The organism is Streptomyces sp. NPDC060027 (genome assembly GCF_042737005.1).
Classification (GTDB): Bacteria; Actinomycetota; Actinomycetes; order Streptomycetales; family Streptomycetaceae; genus Streptomyces.
Window position 1 is genome coordinate 18,925 of record NZ_JBHWVI010000077.1, and the last position, 15,730, is coordinate 34,654.

A 15,730-nucleotide genomic window follows, 5' to 3' on the forward strand; every position below is an offset into this window, starting at 1 on the left:
ACGTGGGCCTTCGCCCCGCCCCACGTGAATCGCCGTGTGGGCAGTAGCGTTCCGTCCATGAGACTCGGTGTCCTCGACGTGGGTTCGAACACAGTGCATCTGCTGGTGGTGGACGCCCACCCCGGCGCCCACCCGCTGCCCGCGCATTCGCACAAGGCCGATTTGCGGCTTGCCCAACTGCTCGACGAGAGCGGGGCGATCGGCCCCGAAGGCGTCGACAAGCTGATCGAGACCGTCCAGGACGCCCTGGAGGCCGCCGAGGACAAGGGTGTCGAGGCCCTGCTGCCGTTCGCGACGTCGGCCGTACGCGAGGCCAGCAACGCCGACGAGGTTCTTGCCCGGGTGCACGCCGAGACCGATGTCGAGCTGCAGGTCCTCACCGGCGCGGAGGAGGCCCGGCTCACGTTCCTGGCGGCCCGCCGCTGGTTCGGCTGGTCGGCGGGCAAGCTGCTCGTCCTCGACATCGGCGGCGGCTCCCTGGAGATCGCGTACGGCATGGACGAGGAGCCGGACGCGGCCGTGTCGCTGCCGCTCGGCGCCGGCCGCCTGACCGCGGGCTGGCTGCCCACCGATCCGGCGGACCCTGCGGACGTGCGGGCCCTGCGCCGCCATGTGCGGGCCCAGATCGCCCGGACGGTCGGTGAGTTCAGCCGTTTCGGCGCGCCGGACCACGTGGTCGCCACCTCCAAGACGTTCAAGCAGCTCGCCCGCATCGCCGGGGCCGCGCGCTCCACGGACGGCCTGTACGTCCAGCGCGAGCTCAAGCGCCGGTCCCTGGAGGACTGGGTCCCCCGCCTCACATCCATGACGGCCGACGAACGGGCCGAACTGCCCGGCGTCTCCCCGGGCCGCTCCGCCCAGATCCTCGCCGGCGCCCTGGTCGCCGAGGGCGCCATGGACCTCTTCGGCGTGGAAACCCTGGAGATCTGCCCCTGGGCCCTGCGCGAGGGCGTCATCCTGCGCCGCCTGGACCAGATGGCATCGGAGTAAGAAACAGAACAGAAGGAAGGGGGGGGGCGGGCCCGGAGGAGGCCCCCCGAAGGCAGCTTCCCCCGCCCCGGCGACGCCCAGAACCGGGGGGCGCGGGGAACGCCGCGCCCGGCCCGGCACGGCGGACGGTCGCCCACCGATGTCCCCCGACACGGCGAGGCCGCGCCCGCCCGGCGAGGCCCGGAACCGGGCCTCAGGGATGGCGCCCCATAGGGGCGCGGGGAACGGCGCGACCAGCCCGGCACGGCGGACGGTCGCCCGATGTCAGTCCCACCCACGGCGATGGGGCGTGTACGACCCGCCGATCACGCCGGGAGCACCCATGGGTGTCCTGGCGCCGATCACGTCAGGAGTGTCCCGCCGGGGCGTGACGCCGATCACGTCAGGAGTGTCCCGCCGGGTCCCGTGGCGTCGATCACCCGGCGCCGCCGGTGCCCGCCGCGCCGAGCGCCCGCACCGCCGGTGCCCGTGGCGTCCGTCACGGACCAGTCGGCCGGCGTCGTGGCGTCCATCACGAGAGCGCCCCCGGCCGGGGCCCCGAGCCCTCCGGGCAGACGCCCGCCGCACCCCGGGCCGGAGGCCGACTCACTCCTGGTCGGAGGCCGGACCACCCCCCGGCCGGAGGCCAACCCACCCCCGCCTGGGGCCCGCAGGAGCCTCCCGGCCAAGCTCGCCGCCCCTCGCCCAACCGCCGGAGGCACCCCGTACGCTGTCCCTCGTGGCAGAACCAGTGGTGCGCATCCCGGATGCGAAGGTCGCGCTGTCCACGGCGTCCGTGTACCCGGAGTCGACGGCGACGGCCTTCGAGATCGCCGCGCGCCTCGGGTACGACGGTGTCGAGGTCATGGTGTGGACCGACCCCGTCAGCCAGGACATCGACGCGCTGCGCCGCCTCAGCGACTACCACCGGATGCCGATCCTCGCCGTCCACGCCCCCTGTCTGCTGATCACCCAGCGGGTCTGGTCCACCGACCCCTGGACCAAGCTCCAGCGCGCGAAGGCGGCCGCCGAGAAGCTCGGCGCGAGCACCGTCGTGGTCCACCCCCCGTTCCGCTGGCAGCGCCAGTACTCCCGTGACTTCGTCACCGGGATCTGGCGCATGGCCGACGAGACGGACGTACGGTTCGCCGTCGAGAACATGTACCCGTGGCGCTACCGCGACCGCGAGATGCTCGCGTACGCCCCTGACTGGGACGTGACGAAGGACGACTACCGGCACTTCACGATCGACCTCAGCCACACCGCGACCGCCCGCACCGACGCCCTGCAGATGATCGACCGCATGGGCGACCGCCTCGGACACGTCCACCTCGCCGACGGCAACGGCTCGAACAAGGACGAGCACCTGGTCCCGGGCCGCGGCACCCAGCCCTGCGCCGAACTTCTGGACCGCCTCGCGCAGTCCGGTTTCGACGGCCACGTCGTCATCGAGGTCAACACCCGCCGCGCGATGTCCAGCGCCGAGCGCGAGGCCGACCTGGCGGAGGCCCTCGCCTTCACCCGGCTCCACCTCGCGTCCGCCGTGAAGGTGCCCCGGGGATGACGGACGCCGCCCCCCGCCGCGGCCGGGGACGCCCCACGCGTACGCAGACGGAGTCCGGCCCCGCCACCCGTGACCGCATCCTGGAGGCGGCCCGCGAGGAGTTCTCCGAGCGCGGGTACGAGAAGACGTCGGTCCGCGGCATCGCCAAGTCCGCCGGCGTGGACTCCGCCCTCGTGCACCACTACTTCGGCACCAAGGAACAGGTCTTCGAGGCGGCCGTCGAGGGAGCCATGGCCCCCGCGCTCGGCGCCCCCGACACGATCGTCGAGGGGCCTCTCGACGGCGTCGGGGAACGCCTGACCCGCTTCTTCCTCGGCGTCTGGGAGAACCCCACGAGCCGTACCCCGCTGCTGGCGATCGTCCGCTCGGCCGTGAACAACGACACCGCGGCCGCCGTCTTCCGCCGTCTCGTCGCCGCGCAGCTGCTGCGCCGCATCGCGGGCCGGCTCGACGTCCCGGACGCGGAACTGCGCGCCGAACTGGCGGCGGCCCAGCTGGTCGGGGTCGCGATGCTGCGCTATGTGATCAAGGTCGAGCCGCTCGCCTCGGTGGACCTGGAGCGCATCGTGGCCAGGGTGGCGCCCGTGGTGCAGGGACACCTGACGAACCCATGAGCGAGCAGACCCGCCGCCGAGGCGGTTCCGCTTCCCCGAAACGCCGCTGACCTGCACGTATGTCCCGCAAGGACGGCCGCTGGGCGAGATGCGCGTCCCGAGATCCGGACGGCCTGTCCGGATCCTGGAGCACCGGCGTACGCTCGACCTCAGTCAAAACTCTCCGAAGGAGCGAGCGACGATGCCCGAACTGAGGTCCCGCACAGTCACCCACGGCCGCAATATGGCGGGCGCACGCGCCCTGATGCGCGCCTCCGGTGTACCGGGCGCGGACATCGGACGGAAGCCGATCATCGCGGTCGCCAACTCCTTCACGGAGTTCGTCCCGGGGCACACCCACCTCCAGCCCGTCGGCCGGATCGTCAGCGAGGCCATCACGGCGGCCGGCGGCATCGCCCGCGAGTTCAACACGATCGCTGTCGACGACGGCATCGCGATGGGCCACGGCGGCATGCTGTACTCCCTGCCCTCCCGCGACCTGATCGCGGACTCGGTGGAGTACATGGTCGAGGCGCACTGCGCCGACGCCCTGATCTGCATCTCGAACTGCGACAAGATCACGCCCGGCATGCTCATGGCCGCCCTGCGCCTGAACATCCCGACGGTCTTCGTCTCCGGCGGCCCCATGGAGTCCGGCCGCGCCACCCTGGTCGACGGCACGGTCCGTACGCTCGACCTGGTCGACGCGATCTCCGACGCCGTGAACGACAAGATCTCGGACGAGGACATCCTCCGTATCGAGGAGAACGCCTGTCCGACCTGCGGCTCCTGTTCCGGCATGTTCACCGCCAACTCGATGAACTGTCTGACCGAGGCCATCGGCCTGAGCCTGCCCGGCAACGGCTCGGTCCTCGCCACGCACACCGCCCGCAAGGGCCTGTACGAGGACGCGGCCCGCACGGTCGTCGACATCACGCGCCGCTACTACGACCAGGACGACGAGTCGGTCCTGCCGCGCAACATCGCCACCCACGCGGCCTTCGAGAACGCCATGGCCCTCGACATCGCCATGGGCGGCTCCACCAACACGATCCTGCACCTGCTGGCCGCCGCCCAGGAGGCGGGCGTCCCCTTCGGTCTCGACGAGATCAACGACGTCTCGCGCCGGGTGCCGTGCCTCGCGAAGGTCGCCCCGAACGTCGCGAAGGACCGCACGTACTACATGGAGGACGTGCACCGCGCCGGCGGCATCCCCGCCCTCCTCGGCGAACTGCACCGCGCGGGCCTGCTCAACGAGGACGTCCACTCCGTCCACAGCCCGTCCCTCTCCGACTGGATGAAGACCTGGGACGTGCGCGCCGGCTCCCCGTCCCCCGAGGCGATCGAGTTGTGGCACGCGGCCCCCGGCTGCGTCCGCTCCTCCGAGGCCTTCTCCCAGTCCGAGCGCTGGGAAGCCCTCGACGAGGACGCCGAGAACGGCTGCATCCGCTCCGCCGAGCACGCCTACTCCAAGGACGGTGGCCTCGCGGTCCTCAAGGGCAACCTGGCCGTCGACGGCTGCGTCGTGAAGACGGCCGGCGTCGACGAGTCCATCTGGACCTTCGAGGGCCCGGCGGTCGTCTGTGAGTCCCAGGACGAGGCCGTCGACAAGATCCTCCGCAAGGAGATCACCCACGGCGATGTCGTCGTCATCCGCTACGAGGGCCCCAAGGGCGGCCCCGGTATGCAGGAGATGCTCTACCCGACGTCCTTCCTCAAGGGCCGCGGCCTCGGCAAGACCTGCGCCCTGATCACCGACGGCCGCTTCTCCGGCGGCACCTCGGGCCTGTCGATCGGCCACGCCTCCCCGGAGGCCGCGTCGGGCGGCACCATCGCCCTCGTCCGGGACGGCGACCGCATCCGCATCGACATCCCGAACCGCTCGATCGAACTGCTCGTGTCCGACGACGAGTTGGCCACCCGCCGCGACGCCCGGAACGGCGTCTACGCCCCCGCGAACCGCGAGCGCAAGGTCTCGGCCGCCCTCCGCGCGTACGCCGCGATGGCGACGAGCGCGGACAAGGGCGCGGTGCGGGACGTCTCGAAGCTGGGCTGATCACCGGCCCGAACGGCGGCCCGGACACCGGGCCGACGGTCACGCGCCAGAAGTCCGCGAAGGGGCCGCTCCCGCCGGGGCGGCCCCTCCGCGTGTCACCAGCCCGAGGGATCCCGCCCGTCGACCGCGAAGAGGGAGCCGTCGGGGGCGGTGGCGTAGATGTGGGTGCCGGCGGCGAGGGGGGCCGGGAGCACGTCGGCCAGCGAACCCTGCTTGCCGCCCAGGCGTGCTTTGGTCTGACCGAGCAGTGCTCCGTGCACGGTGTCGATCGCGAGGAGCCGTCCGTCCGCGGCGCTCAGGTAGAGGCGGTCGTCGGCCACGGTGGGAGCCGACGCCCAGCTGACGGATGTCTCCACCCGCCACGACTGTGCCGACGTCAGGGTGTCCACGGCCACCAGCGCGCCGCCGTCGGCCAGCAGATAAGCCGTGTCCCCATCGACGACAGCCTGTGCTCCCGGAAGAGGCAGGCGCAGTGCGGTGCGCTTGACGGTCCGGGCAGTGACGTCGTACCGGACGACGGCGTCCGTGTACTGGTGCGAGTCGGTGGAAGTGAACCAGAGGACGCCGGCACGCGCGTGCACGAGGCTCAGCCCGTGATCCAGGCGCCTTTGCCAGCTCATGGCACCGGTCCCAGGATCGACCGCCGCCACTCGGGTCGGCCCTCCGTTCGATGAGACGGCGTACGCGACCCCGTCCCCGTAGGACGAGAATCTCGGCAACACCTGTCCCGGAAGGGCGTGTTGCCACAGCTTCTCGCCGGTCGCCGCGTCGAGCGCGGTGACTTCGGAGTTCTGTCCGGTGAGCAGGACGACAGCATCGACATGCGCGATCCCGCCGCCGTAGCGCGTGGTGTCGCGGTCCCAGCGGGTCTTTCCCGTGGCGGGATCCAGTGCCGTCAGCCGTTGTCCGCCCCGGCTGAGGACATGAAGCAGACCGCCGGACAGGACCGGCGGGCTCGTCACGTCGCCGCTCCGCCATCCCGGGTCGGGCCGGGACCACAGCACTTTGCCGTTCGCGGGATCGACGCCGGTGGCCAGTACGCCGGGCCGGATGCAGTACAACCGGTGCGAGCCGTACGTGCATCGCGGCTGACCGGCGGCCTTCGCGCCGTCGGCGTACGGCTTCACGTCCCACGGCTCGAACACGCTGCTCTTCGGCGGCTGCCGCTTCTCCGTCGCCGGGGTCTCCGTCCCGCCGAACCCTGCGACGGCGCCGACGGCGACGACGGCCGCGGCGAGTCCCGCCAGGGCCAGGGTGGCGGGCAGGCGCCAACGCCGCCCGCCCCTCTTCCGGGCGGCCACATGGGTGCGGTCCTCGGCGCCCTCCGGCCGTTCACGCCCCGGCCGCGGTCGCGACTGCCGAGCCGGTGGCGCCGACTCCCCGTTCCCGACGCGCTGTTCGGGAATGAAGGCCCGGGTGTCGTACGAGGCCGAGACCGAGCGCAGCGCGGTCATCAGCTCGTCCGGGGTGGGCCGGTCCTCGGGCTCCTTGGCGAGGCAGCGCGAGACGAGGTCGACCATGTCCTCCGGCACACCGGTCAGGTCCGGCTCGTCGTGGACGACTTGATAGGCGACCAGATAGGGGCTGTCCGAGTCGAACGGCCCGCTCCCGGTGGCCGCGTGGACGATCACCGAACCGAGAGCGAACACGTCGGCGGCCGGCCCGACATGCCGTGGCCTGCTGAACTGCTCCGGCGCCATGAACGGCGGAGTCCCGATCAACTTTCCGGTCTCCGTGCGCAGTTCACTGTCTGCGGGGCGCGAGATGCCGAAGTCGATGACTTTCGGCCCGTCGTCGGCCAGCAGTACGTTGCTGGGCTTGAGGTCGCGGTGGACGACACCGGCCCGGTGGATGTCCCGCAGGGCCTCGGCGAGTCCGGCCATCAGGTGGCGCAGCCGGGCCGACGACATCGCGCCGTTCCGCTTCACATGCTCGGCAAGGGTCGGGCCGGGGATGAACAGGGTTGCCATCCACGGGTGTTCGGCCTCGGGATCGGCGTCCACCACGGGCGCGGTGAAGGCGCCGCTGACCCGGCGGGCGGCCGCGACCTCCTGACGGAACCGCCCCCGGAACTCGGGGTCTTGAGAGAACTGGGCATGGACGACCTTGACGGCGAGCCGCAACCCGGAGGCGGAGCGCGCCAGATGCACGATCCCCATGCCACCGGAGCCGAGTTCCGCCTCCAGCAGGTACTGCCCGGCGTAACGCGGTTGTTCCGCTTCCGAGTTCGTACCGGTGCTGCGCTGTGGCGGCATCACTCACCCCCGTGGGTCCGTCCGCTGCGCGACGCGCAGAGCCTAGTCGATCCTTCGTGCGAAACCTCGACGGCTTGCTAGCCTCGGCGCGCGGCATGAATGTGGCGTGAACCAATCAACGGGGGAGATCGATATGGCCACGGAAGACATCGCCATCGCCGGCTCGGCGGATGCGGCGGACGCGGAGCCACTGGCCGCCCAGGCACTGCGCACCTACCCGCTCGCACCGGGCCACAACGTCAACGTCCGCAGCGGCCCGGGCACCCACTACCCGATCGTCCGTACGCTGTCGGCCGGCTCGAGCATTCCGATCCGCTGCCAGTGCCCGGGAGAGTCCGTCACCGGTCCGTACGGCACCTCGACGATCTGGGACAACATCGCCAACGCGCAGTTCGTTTCGGACGCGTACGTGAAGACGGGCAGCGACGGCTACGTCGCGCCGCGCTGCTCCTGACCGACGCCCGCGTCCCAAGGCACCCGCGGCGGTCGCCGGAGCCGGGACCGGGGCGATAATCGTCGGGTGAGCGACGAGACCGACACCGGAACCGGCACCCCCGCGGGGCCCCAGCCCGAGCCGCTGCGTTTCTTCGGGACGACCTGGGTGGAGCACGACGGCGGCTACACCGGCCGCCGGATCGGCGTGGCCGTCGGCTCCCTCGCCGCCGCGGTGGCTGCCTGCTTCGTGCTCCGCTTCGCGTACCAGGGCCTGGCCATCGCGGATGTGGGGACGCCCGTGACCGTGATGGTCGTGGTGATGTTCGCGGTGTGCAGCGCCCTCGCGTTCCGCCACACCTCGGAAACTTTCTCCAAGCGCCCCGACCCCGATCGCCAGGCCTCTCTTCGCGGTCTGCTGGCCATCGGTTTCGTCGGCTCCCTCCTCGCCCACTCCGTCCGCTCCCTCACCGAGGCCCCGGGCGAGAAGCTCCACCGCGAGGAGTACGAGGCGGCGAAGGAGCAGTACTCCCGCCGCACCACGCGCCGCACCGGCAACCCGTCACGAAAGAGCCGCCGGTCCTGACCCCACCGGATCCCGCACGGGTGGCGCACCGGGGACGAGCACGGGTGAAGGGGCGGGGACGAATCAGTTCCCGTACGGGTGGCGCGCCGGGGACGAATCAGTTCCCGCACCGGTGGCGCGCCGGGGACGAATCAGGCCCCACACCGGTGACGCGCCGCGGACGAACCAGGTCCCGCACCCGAGGACGAGCCCGGCCGGGATCGATCCCAAGAGGTCAGGAGAAGTCCCTACCCCAGCCTCCTCACCACGCCGGACCATGAACGCATGACCTCTCCCCCCTCTCCTGCCTCCCCGCACGCCGCCCGGGCCCACTCCTTCAACGCGGCCGCGGCGCAGTACGCCGCGAACCGTCCGTCGTATCCGCCGGCCCTCTTCGACGCCGTCGAAGCCCTCGCGGCCCGCTCCCTGGCCGGTGCCACGGTCGTCGACGTGGGCGCGGGCACCGGGATCTCGACCGGACTCCTGGAGGCCCGCGGCGCGGATGTCCTCGCCGTGGAACCCGGCCCCGGCATGGCAGCCGAGTTCCGTCGCACCCACCCCCGCATCCCGATCGTCCGGGGCAGCGGCGACGCCCTGCCCCTCGCCTCCGCCTCCGCGGACTTCCTCACCTACGCCCAGTCCTGGCACTGGACCGACCCGAGCCATTCGGTGCCGGAGGCGCTGCGGGTGCTGCGTCCCGGCGGGGCGCTGGCCCTGTGGTGGAACACCGAGGCGCTCGATGTCCCGTGGATCGCGGCGGCTGCCCGGCGCGCCGAGCGCTTCCTCCACCGGGACCAGGAGGCGGAGAAGAACGACAGCATTGCTCGGGCCACCCACGCGCTCACCGCCGACCCCAGCGGCCGCCTCGCCTTCGGCCATCGGCAGGTCCGCTGGAGCCGGCGTATCCCGGTCGACACGCGCCTCGCCAACATCGGCAGCCACTCGCCGTTCCTGGTCCTCGGCGAGGCGACCACCGGAGCGTTCTTCGCCGAGGAACGGAACCACCTCCTCGAGGCGTTCCCGGAAGGGTCCGTGGAGGAGACCTACGTCGTGGAACTGCTGGTGGCGACCCGTTCGTGATCCCGCCCGGCGGCCCACCCCTCGAGGGCCGCCGCACACGCGTGATCGACGTGCCGCAAACCGCCCAGCTCCAGCCGTACGTCACGGTCGTGCGGCAACGCCTCCAGGGCGTCCAGCAGCTTCGGCAGCCGGAGGAAGGTGGCGTTGCCGACCACCCGTACGACCACGCCCGCGGCGCCCCGGTCCTCGGTCTCCACGTGCACATGACTGATGTCCCAGGCGGTCTTGGCCACCGCGAGCGCGAGCCCGACCAGCACACCCTCGAACAGGTTCCCGACCACGATCGACACGGCGGTCACGACCAGCACGACCACCTCACCGCGATGCCCCCGCCACAGCGTCCGCACCTCCCGCACCGGCACGAGCTTGCACCCCGCGTGCACCAGCAGCCCCGCGAGCGCGGCCACCGGAATCAGCCCGAGCACCGCGGGCACCACGGCCGTGAACAGCAGCAGCCACACCCCGTGCAGCACCCGCGACACCTTGGTCCGCGCCCCGGCCTGCACGTTCGCCGCACTCCGCACGATCACCGCGGTCATCGGCAGCGCCCCGAGCATCCCGCACACGGCGTTCCCGGCGCCCTGCGCGATGAGCTCGCGGTCGTAGTCGGTACGCGGCCCGCGATGCAGCCGGTCCACCGCCGCCGCACTGAACAACGACTCCGCCGAAGCGATCAGCGCGAACGCCAGTACCGTCCCGATCACGCCCACTTCCGTGAGCCGGCCCAGGTCCGTGAGGGACGGCGGCCGTACGGCATCGAGCAGCCCCCGCACCTCGACCCGTCGCACCGCCAGATCGAACGCCCCGGTCACGGCCGAGGCGAGCGCCACCGCCAGCAGGGGCGCAGGCACCACCCGGGCGCCCCGCCGCCACCGCGGCCAGAGCAGGAGTACGGCCACGGTGGCGCCGCCGATCGCCAGTGCCACCGGATCCGCGGCACCGGCCAGCGAGCCCAGCCCGGCGATCTTCCCGAGCCCGCCGGAGGGCGCCGTCGCGTCGCCCATCGCGTACACCTGGCCCGCGATCAGCACGAGCCCGATCCCGGCGAGCATTCCCTGCACCACGGCCACGGACACGGCCCGGAACCATCGCCCGAGCCGTAACGCCCCGAGGCCGAGCTGCACCAGCCCGGCCGCGAGCACCAGGACACCCAGCACCCGGACCCCGTACGCCTGCACAGCCTCGTACACCAGCACGGTCAGCCCGGCCGCGGGCCCGCTCACCTGCAGGCTGCTCCCGGGCAGCATCCCGGCGACCAGTCCACCGACGATCCCGGTCACCAGCCCCAGCTCGGCGGGCACACCGGACGCTATGGCGACCCCGACACACAGGGGCAGCGCCACCAGAAAGACGACGAGGGACGCGAGCAGATCGGCTTTGCGCATCACGACAGCACCTCCGGTCGACAGTGGGAGATGCGTGGGTGCCGCGCCGGGGGAGGGCGCGGCGGACCTGGCGGTACGGCCGGAAGCCGTATCGCACATTGAAATCCATTGTCAGGTAAGCCGGTCGATCGCACAGCCCCTCCGGGCGACCGTCACGCGAACGCGGGAGCGCATCGTTCGGCGACACCGCGGACGGTCCCGTTCCGTTCGCGCCGACGCGCGCCTGCGCCGCACGGCGCTCCGGTCGTTCGGCCGGCACGCCGCGGCTCTTGACCGCCGCACCGCACGGGAGGAATATTCATCGAGTGATGATTATTCGTCCACGTCCACCCGACCCCACAGGAACACCCGTGCCCCCTTCCCAGACCGCCGTCCGCGCCGAAGGCCTCACCGTCGTCCGCGGCACCCGCACCGTCCTGAACGGACTCGACTTCACGGTCCCGCGCGGCCAGATCACCGGTCTGCTCGGCCCTTCCGGCTGCGGCAAATCCACCCTGATGCGCGCGATCGTCGGCACCCAGGCCAAGGTCGGCGGCACCCTCGACGTCCTCGGTCTCCCGGCCGGCGACGGCGCCCTCCGCTCCCGCATCGGCTACGTCACCCAGGCCCCCTCCGTCTACGACGACCTGACCGTCCGCCAGAACCTCGACTACTTCGCCGCGATCCTCGACCCGGGCCGGGCCGCCGCCGAACGCCGCCACGCCGACGTCACCCGGGCCATCGCCGACGTCGACCTCGCCTCCCACGCCGCCTCCCTCGCCGGCAACCTCTCGGGCGGCCAGCGCAGCCGCGTCTCCCTCGCCGTCGCCCTCCTCGGCACTCCGGAACTCCTGGTCCTCGACGAACCGACCGTCGGACTCGACCCGGTCCTGCGCCGCGACCTGTGGAGCCTCTTCCACTCCATCGCCGAAGAGCGCGACGCGACCCTCCTGATCTCCTCCCACGTCATGGACGAGGCCGAGCGCTGCCACCGGCTCCTCCTCATGCGCGAGGGCGGGATCCTCGCCGACGACACCCCCGACGCCCTCCGCGAGCGGACCGGCTCCGACACCGTCGAGGCAGCCTTCCTCCGCCTCGTCGACGAGGCGGTCGCGGCCGCGCGGTCCACGCCGAGCACCCCACCTGAACCGCGGACCCCCACCGACCCCGAACCCCGGTCCACCGGCGCCCACCCCCGCGAGGAGACCGCACGATGAGCCCGACCGCATCCGCGAGCCCCACTCCGGCATCCGCACCCGCGGGCCTCGGCGCATCCGGGCAGGCGGGACCGGCGTCACGCCCGAGCGCGCTCAACGCCTCCCGCACCATGGCCACCGCGACCCGCGTCCTGCGGCAGCTCCGTCACGACCCGCGCACCATCGCGCTGATGATCCTCATCCCGTGCGTGATGCTCTTCCTGCTCCGCTATGTCTTCGACGGCAGCCCCCACACCTTCGACTCCATCGGCGCGTCCCTCCTCGGGATCTTCCCGCTGATCACGATGTTCCTGGTGACCTCCATCGCCACCCTGCGCGAGCGCACCTCGGGCACCCTCGAACGCCTCCTCGCCATGCCCCTCGGCAAGGGCGACCTGATCGCCGGCTACGCCCTGGCCTTCGGCGTGCTCGCCGTCATCCAGTCGGCCCTGGCCACCGGACTCGCGGTCTGGTTCCTGGGGCTCGACGTCACGGGCTCCCCCTGGCTCCTGCTGCTGGTCGCCCTCCTCGACGCCCTCCTCGGAACGGCCCTCGGCCTCTTCGTCTCGGCCTTCGCCGCCTCCGAGTTCCAGGCCGTCCAGTTCATGCCGGCCGTGATCTTCCCCCAGCTCCTCCTCTGCGGCCTGTTCACCCCCCGCTCCAACATGCACCCCGTCCTGGAGGCCATCTCCGACGTCCTGCCCATGTCCTACGCGGTCGACGGTATGAACGAGGTCCTCAAGCACACCGACATGACCGCGACCTTCGTACGCGACGCCCTGATCGTCGCCGGGAGCGCGCTGCTGGTCCTGGGACTCGGAGCGGCAACCCTGCGCCGCAGGACGCCGTAGGTCCTGCGCCCGTAGGTCCCGCGCCCCGGCGGTCCCGGCGGCCCACGCGGGCAGGGCGGGCAGGGCGGGTCGGGCCGACGCCCGCCCGGGACCGGGACCGGGACCGGTGGGCGGACGCCGTCCGCCCACCGGACAGCCCACCCGCCCCCATGACCCCGGTGGGAGGATGAACGCGGACGACCCAACCCTCGGAGGGCACCCGCACCATGACTCAGAAAGTCGCAGTCCTCGGCACCGGCAAGATCGGCGAAGCCCTGCTCAGCGGAATGATCCGAGGCGGCTGGGCCCCCGCCGACCTCCTGGTGACAGCCCGCCGACCGGAGCGGGCCAAGGAACTCCAGGAACGCCACGGAGTGACCCCGGTCAGCAACGCGGAGGCGGCGAAGACCGCCGACACCCTGATCCTCACCGTCAAGCCCCAGGACATGGGCACCCTCCTCGACGAACTCGCCCCGCACATCCCCGCCGACCGCCTGATCATCAGCGGCGCGGCAGGCATCCCCACCTCCTTCTTCGAGGAACGCCTGGCCACCGGCACCCCCGTCGTCCGTGTCATGACGAACACCCCCGCCCTCGTCGACGAGGCCATGTCCGTCATCTCCGCCGGCAGCCACGCCACCGCCGAGCACATCGCGCACGCCGAGGCCCTCTTCGGCGCCGTCGGCAAGACACTCCTCGTCCCCGAGTCGCAGCAGGACGCCTGCACAGCCCTCTCCGGCTCTGGACCGGCGTACTTCTTCTACTTGGTCGAAGCCATGACGGACGCGGGCATCCTGCTCGGCCTGCCCCGCGACAAGGCCCACGACCTGATCGTCCAGTCCGCGATCGGCGCCGCCGTGATGCTCCGCGACAGCGGCGAGCACCCCGTGAAGCTCCGGGAGAACGTCACGTCCCCCGCGGGCACCACGATCAACGCCATCCGCGAACTCGAGAACCACGGTGTACGCGCCGCACTCATCGCCGCGCTGGAAGCAGCCCGCGACCGCAGCCGCGAACTCGCCTCCGGCAACAGCTGACGAGCAGGCCGGCCCTCGACACCGAGCAACCCGCTCCGGCACCGAGCGACCGCCCTCGGCACCGACCCGCCCCGATGCCGAGGGCCGCTCGCCGCCGAGGGCGACTGCCCGCCAGCCGCCAGCCGCCTCAGGCCAGCAGCCTGAGGGCCGTCGGCCCTCAGTTCTCAGTCAGCCGCCGGCAGCAACCCGATCGCCCCGTACGCCGCGTCCACCCTCGGCCGCGCCATCTCTCTGGCCTTCGCCGCACCGTCCCGCAACACCCCCTCCACATACGCAGGATCCGCGCACAACTGCTTGTGCCTCTCCTGTACGGGCCTGAGGAGCTCGACCACGGCCTCGGCGGTGTCCTTCTTCAAAGCGCCGTACGACTCATGTACACCGCTCAAGGCTTCGGGGTTCCCACCCTCACACGCCGCGAGAATCTCCAGCAGGTTCGAGACCCCGGGCCGCTTCTCCCGGTCGTACTCGACGTCCTGGCCGCTGTCCGTCACGGCCCGCATGATCTTCTTCCGTACGGCATCCGGTTCATCGAGCAAATAGACGACGCCCGGTCCGACGTCGTCGCTCTTCCCCATCTTCGACGTCGGCTCCTGCAGGTTCATGACCCGTGCCGCGACCTCAGGACGCGTCGCCCGAGGAACCACGAACGTGTGCCCGTACCGCTGGTTGAACCGCACCGCCAGATCCCGGGTCAACTCGACATGCTGCGTCTGGTCGTCCCCGACCGGCACCTCGTCGCTCCCGTACGCCAGGATGTCGGCCGCCATCAGCACGGGATACGTCAGCAACGACAGCCGCACGCTCCCACCGCGCCGCCGTTCCAGCGCGGCCTTCTCCTTGTACTGGATCATCCGCCGCATCTCCCCGTCCGTCGCGACGCACTCCAGCACGTACGACAGCCGAGCGTGTTCGTCCACATGACTCTGTACGAACACGGTGCACAGCTCCGGATCGAGCCCCGAGGCCAGCAACAACGTCGCCGCCTGCCTGCTGAGCCTGCGCACCCGCCCCGGATCGTGGTCCACGGTCAGCGCGTGCAGATCGACGATGCAGAACAGGGCGTCGGCCCGGTGCTGATCAGTGTCGGCCCAGCGCCGTACGGCTCCCAGATAGTTGCCCAGCGTCAGATGCCCGGTCGGCTTGACCCCGCTGAAGATCCGCGTCATTTCTCCACCTCCTGGTCGAGGCCGCCGCGCCCACCGGCCGGCTCCCCGGGAGGGAGACACAAAAACGGCCGCCGAGGGCGGCGGCCGTTGGGTACATACGTGAGTACGGCCGCCGTCAGGCGGCCCACCACTGCTGGGTGCACGTATGCGTGGTCATGGGAGTCAGCGTACGCCTCGGGTGTCCCACCCGGACCGGAGTTGACACGACTCCCGCGCGTCCGTAGTGTTCTCCGAGTTGTCCGACGTGAGCGTCGACTCCGGTCGGTCCCCGGGCAGCCATTCCGCACCACCATTCAACGATCGACGACTCGTCGTCGGCTCGTTTTCATGCGTGTTTGCGAAATGAGGATTCCGCGTTCGAAAGGACGCCACCCCGATTAGCTCGGGAGCCAGGAATCCGCTAATGTCTCACTCGTCGGAACGGCCGAACAGCCGCGAAGACAAGCCCCGCTGACTGGGAGTCAGGCCCGAAAGGATCTGATAGAGTCGGAGTCGCCGGAAAGGGAAACGCGGAAGCGGGAACCTGGAAAGCGCCGAGGAAATCGGATACGGAAACGGTCTGATAGAGTCGGAAACGCAAGACCGAAGGGAAGCGCCCGGAGGAAAGCCCGAGAGGGTGAGTA

At 71.5% G+C, this 15,730-nt stretch carries 14 protein-coding genes; 10 read left to right on the forward strand and 4 right to left on the reverse strand.

The genetic code is table 11. The features are described from left to right. The first annotated feature begins 57 nt into the window (after positions 1-57). Complete coding sequence (locus ACFWBT_RS20385; protein WP_385702168.1) at positions 58-990, forward strand: Ppx/GppA family phosphatase; 933 nt, start codon at positions 58-60, stop codon at positions 988-990. Positions 991-1,367: 377 nt separating this feature from the next. Here ACFWBT_RS20385 and ACFWBT_RS20390 read toward each other — a convergent pair whose 3' ends face one another. Further along, a complete protein-coding gene (locus ACFWBT_RS20390; protein ID WP_385702170.1) occupies positions 1,368-1,502 on the reverse strand; it encodes a hypothetical protein in 135 nt (44 codons plus the stop codon). A 206-nt stretch (positions 1,503-1,708) separates the two neighbouring features. On the opposite strand from ACFWBT_RS20390, the gene ACFWBT_RS20395 reads away from it, so the two are divergent. The 3 genes from ACFWBT_RS20395 (at position 1,709) to ilvD (ending at position 5,182) form a co-directional block, all read left to right on the forward strand. Continuing rightward, complete coding sequence (locus ACFWBT_RS20395) at positions 1,709-2,533, forward strand: sugar phosphate isomerase/epimerase (RefSeq protein ID WP_356751968.1); 825 nt, start codon at positions 1,709-1,711, stop codon at positions 2,531-2,533. Beyond that, positions 2,530-3,147 (forward strand): TetR family transcriptional regulator, encoded by a 618-nt coding sequence (locus ACFWBT_RS20400; RefSeq protein ID WP_385702172.1) that lies wholly within the window; start codon positions 2,530-2,532, stop codon positions 3,145-3,147. Before ACFWBT_RS20395 ends, ACFWBT_RS20400 begins: the two co-directional genes overlap by 4 nt. A 181-nt stretch (positions 3,148-3,328) precedes the next feature. Then, the gene (ilvD, locus tag ACFWBT_RS20405; RefSeq protein WP_385702175.1) at positions 3,329-5,182 is read left to right on the forward strand and encodes a dihydroxy-acid dehydratase; all 1,854 of its coding nucleotides are present in this window, start codon (positions 3,329-3,331) and stop codon (positions 5,180-5,182) included. A gap of 95 nt (positions 5,183-5,277) precedes the next feature. Here ilvD and ACFWBT_RS20410 read toward each other — a convergent pair whose 3' ends face one another. Then, positions 5,278-7,437: a PQQ-binding-like beta-propeller repeat protein gene (locus ACFWBT_RS20410; RefSeq protein ID WP_385702177.1), complete on the reverse strand. Its 2,160-nt coding sequence runs from the start codon at positions 7,435-7,437 to the stop codon at positions 5,278-5,280. Between the two features lie 133 nt (positions 7,438-7,570). Between ACFWBT_RS20410 and ACFWBT_RS20415 the strand changes: the two genes are divergently transcribed. The 3 genes from ACFWBT_RS20415 to ACFWBT_RS20425 all read left to right on the forward strand — a co-directional run bounded on the left by ACFWBT_RS20415 (position 7,571) and on the right by ACFWBT_RS20425 (position 9,514). Then, the gene (locus tag ACFWBT_RS20415; protein ID WP_385702179.1) at positions 7,571-7,891 is read left to right on the forward strand and encodes a peptidase; all 321 of its coding nucleotides are present in this window, start codon (positions 7,571-7,573) and stop codon (positions 7,889-7,891) included. 66 nt (positions 7,892-7,957) lie between these two features. Continuing rightward, positions 7,958-8,455 (forward strand): EamA/RhaT family transporter, encoded by a 498-nt coding sequence (locus ACFWBT_RS20420; protein ID WP_385702180.1) that lies wholly within the window; start codon positions 7,958-7,960, stop codon positions 8,453-8,455. A gap of 264 nt (positions 8,456-8,719) precedes the next feature. Then, complete coding sequence (locus tag ACFWBT_RS20425) at positions 8,720-9,514, forward strand: class I SAM-dependent methyltransferase (RefSeq protein WP_385702183.1); 795 nt, start codon at positions 8,720-8,722, stop codon at positions 9,512-9,514. On the opposite strand, the gene ACFWBT_RS20430 is transcribed toward ACFWBT_RS20425, so the two are convergent. Next, positions 9,478-10,899 carry a SulP family inorganic anion transporter gene (locus ACFWBT_RS20430; RefSeq protein ID WP_385702186.1) on the reverse strand — a complete coding sequence of 474 codons (1,422 nt, stop codon included), beginning with the start codon at positions 10,897-10,899 and terminating at the stop codon, positions 9,478-9,480. The two genes, ACFWBT_RS20425 and ACFWBT_RS20430, sit on opposite strands and share 37 nt — an antisense overlap. Before the next feature lie 308 nt (positions 10,900-11,207). Between ACFWBT_RS20430 and ACFWBT_RS20435 the strand changes: the two genes are divergently transcribed. The 3 genes from ACFWBT_RS20435 to proC all read left to right on the forward strand — a co-directional run bounded on the left by ACFWBT_RS20435 (position 11,208) and on the right by proC (position 13,941). Further along, positions 11,208-12,095, forward strand: coding sequence for an ABC transporter ATP-binding protein (locus ACFWBT_RS20435; protein WP_385702188.1), 888 nt, complete (start codon positions 11,208-11,210; stop codon positions 12,093-12,095). Continuing rightward, positions 12,092-12,925 (forward strand): ABC transporter permease, encoded by an 834-nt coding sequence (locus tag ACFWBT_RS20440; RefSeq protein WP_385702191.1) that lies wholly within the window; start codon positions 12,092-12,094, stop codon positions 12,923-12,925. The genes ACFWBT_RS20435 and ACFWBT_RS20440 overlap by 4 nt, the downstream gene beginning before the upstream one ends. A 206-nt stretch (positions 12,926-13,131) precedes the next feature. Further along, complete coding sequence (gene proC / locus ACFWBT_RS20445; protein ID WP_385702193.1) at positions 13,132-13,941, forward strand: pyrroline-5-carboxylate reductase; 810 nt, start codon at positions 13,132-13,134, stop codon at positions 13,939-13,941. A 164-nt stretch (positions 13,942-14,105) separates the two neighbouring features. Here the strand turns inward: proC and trpS are convergent, their stop codons facing one another. Continuing rightward, positions 14,106-15,107: a tryptophan--tRNA ligase gene (gene trpS, locus ACFWBT_RS20450; protein WP_385702194.1), complete on the reverse strand. Its 1,002-nt coding sequence runs from the start codon at positions 15,105-15,107 to the stop codon at positions 14,106-14,108. Positions 15,108-15,730: the final 623 nt, after the last annotated feature.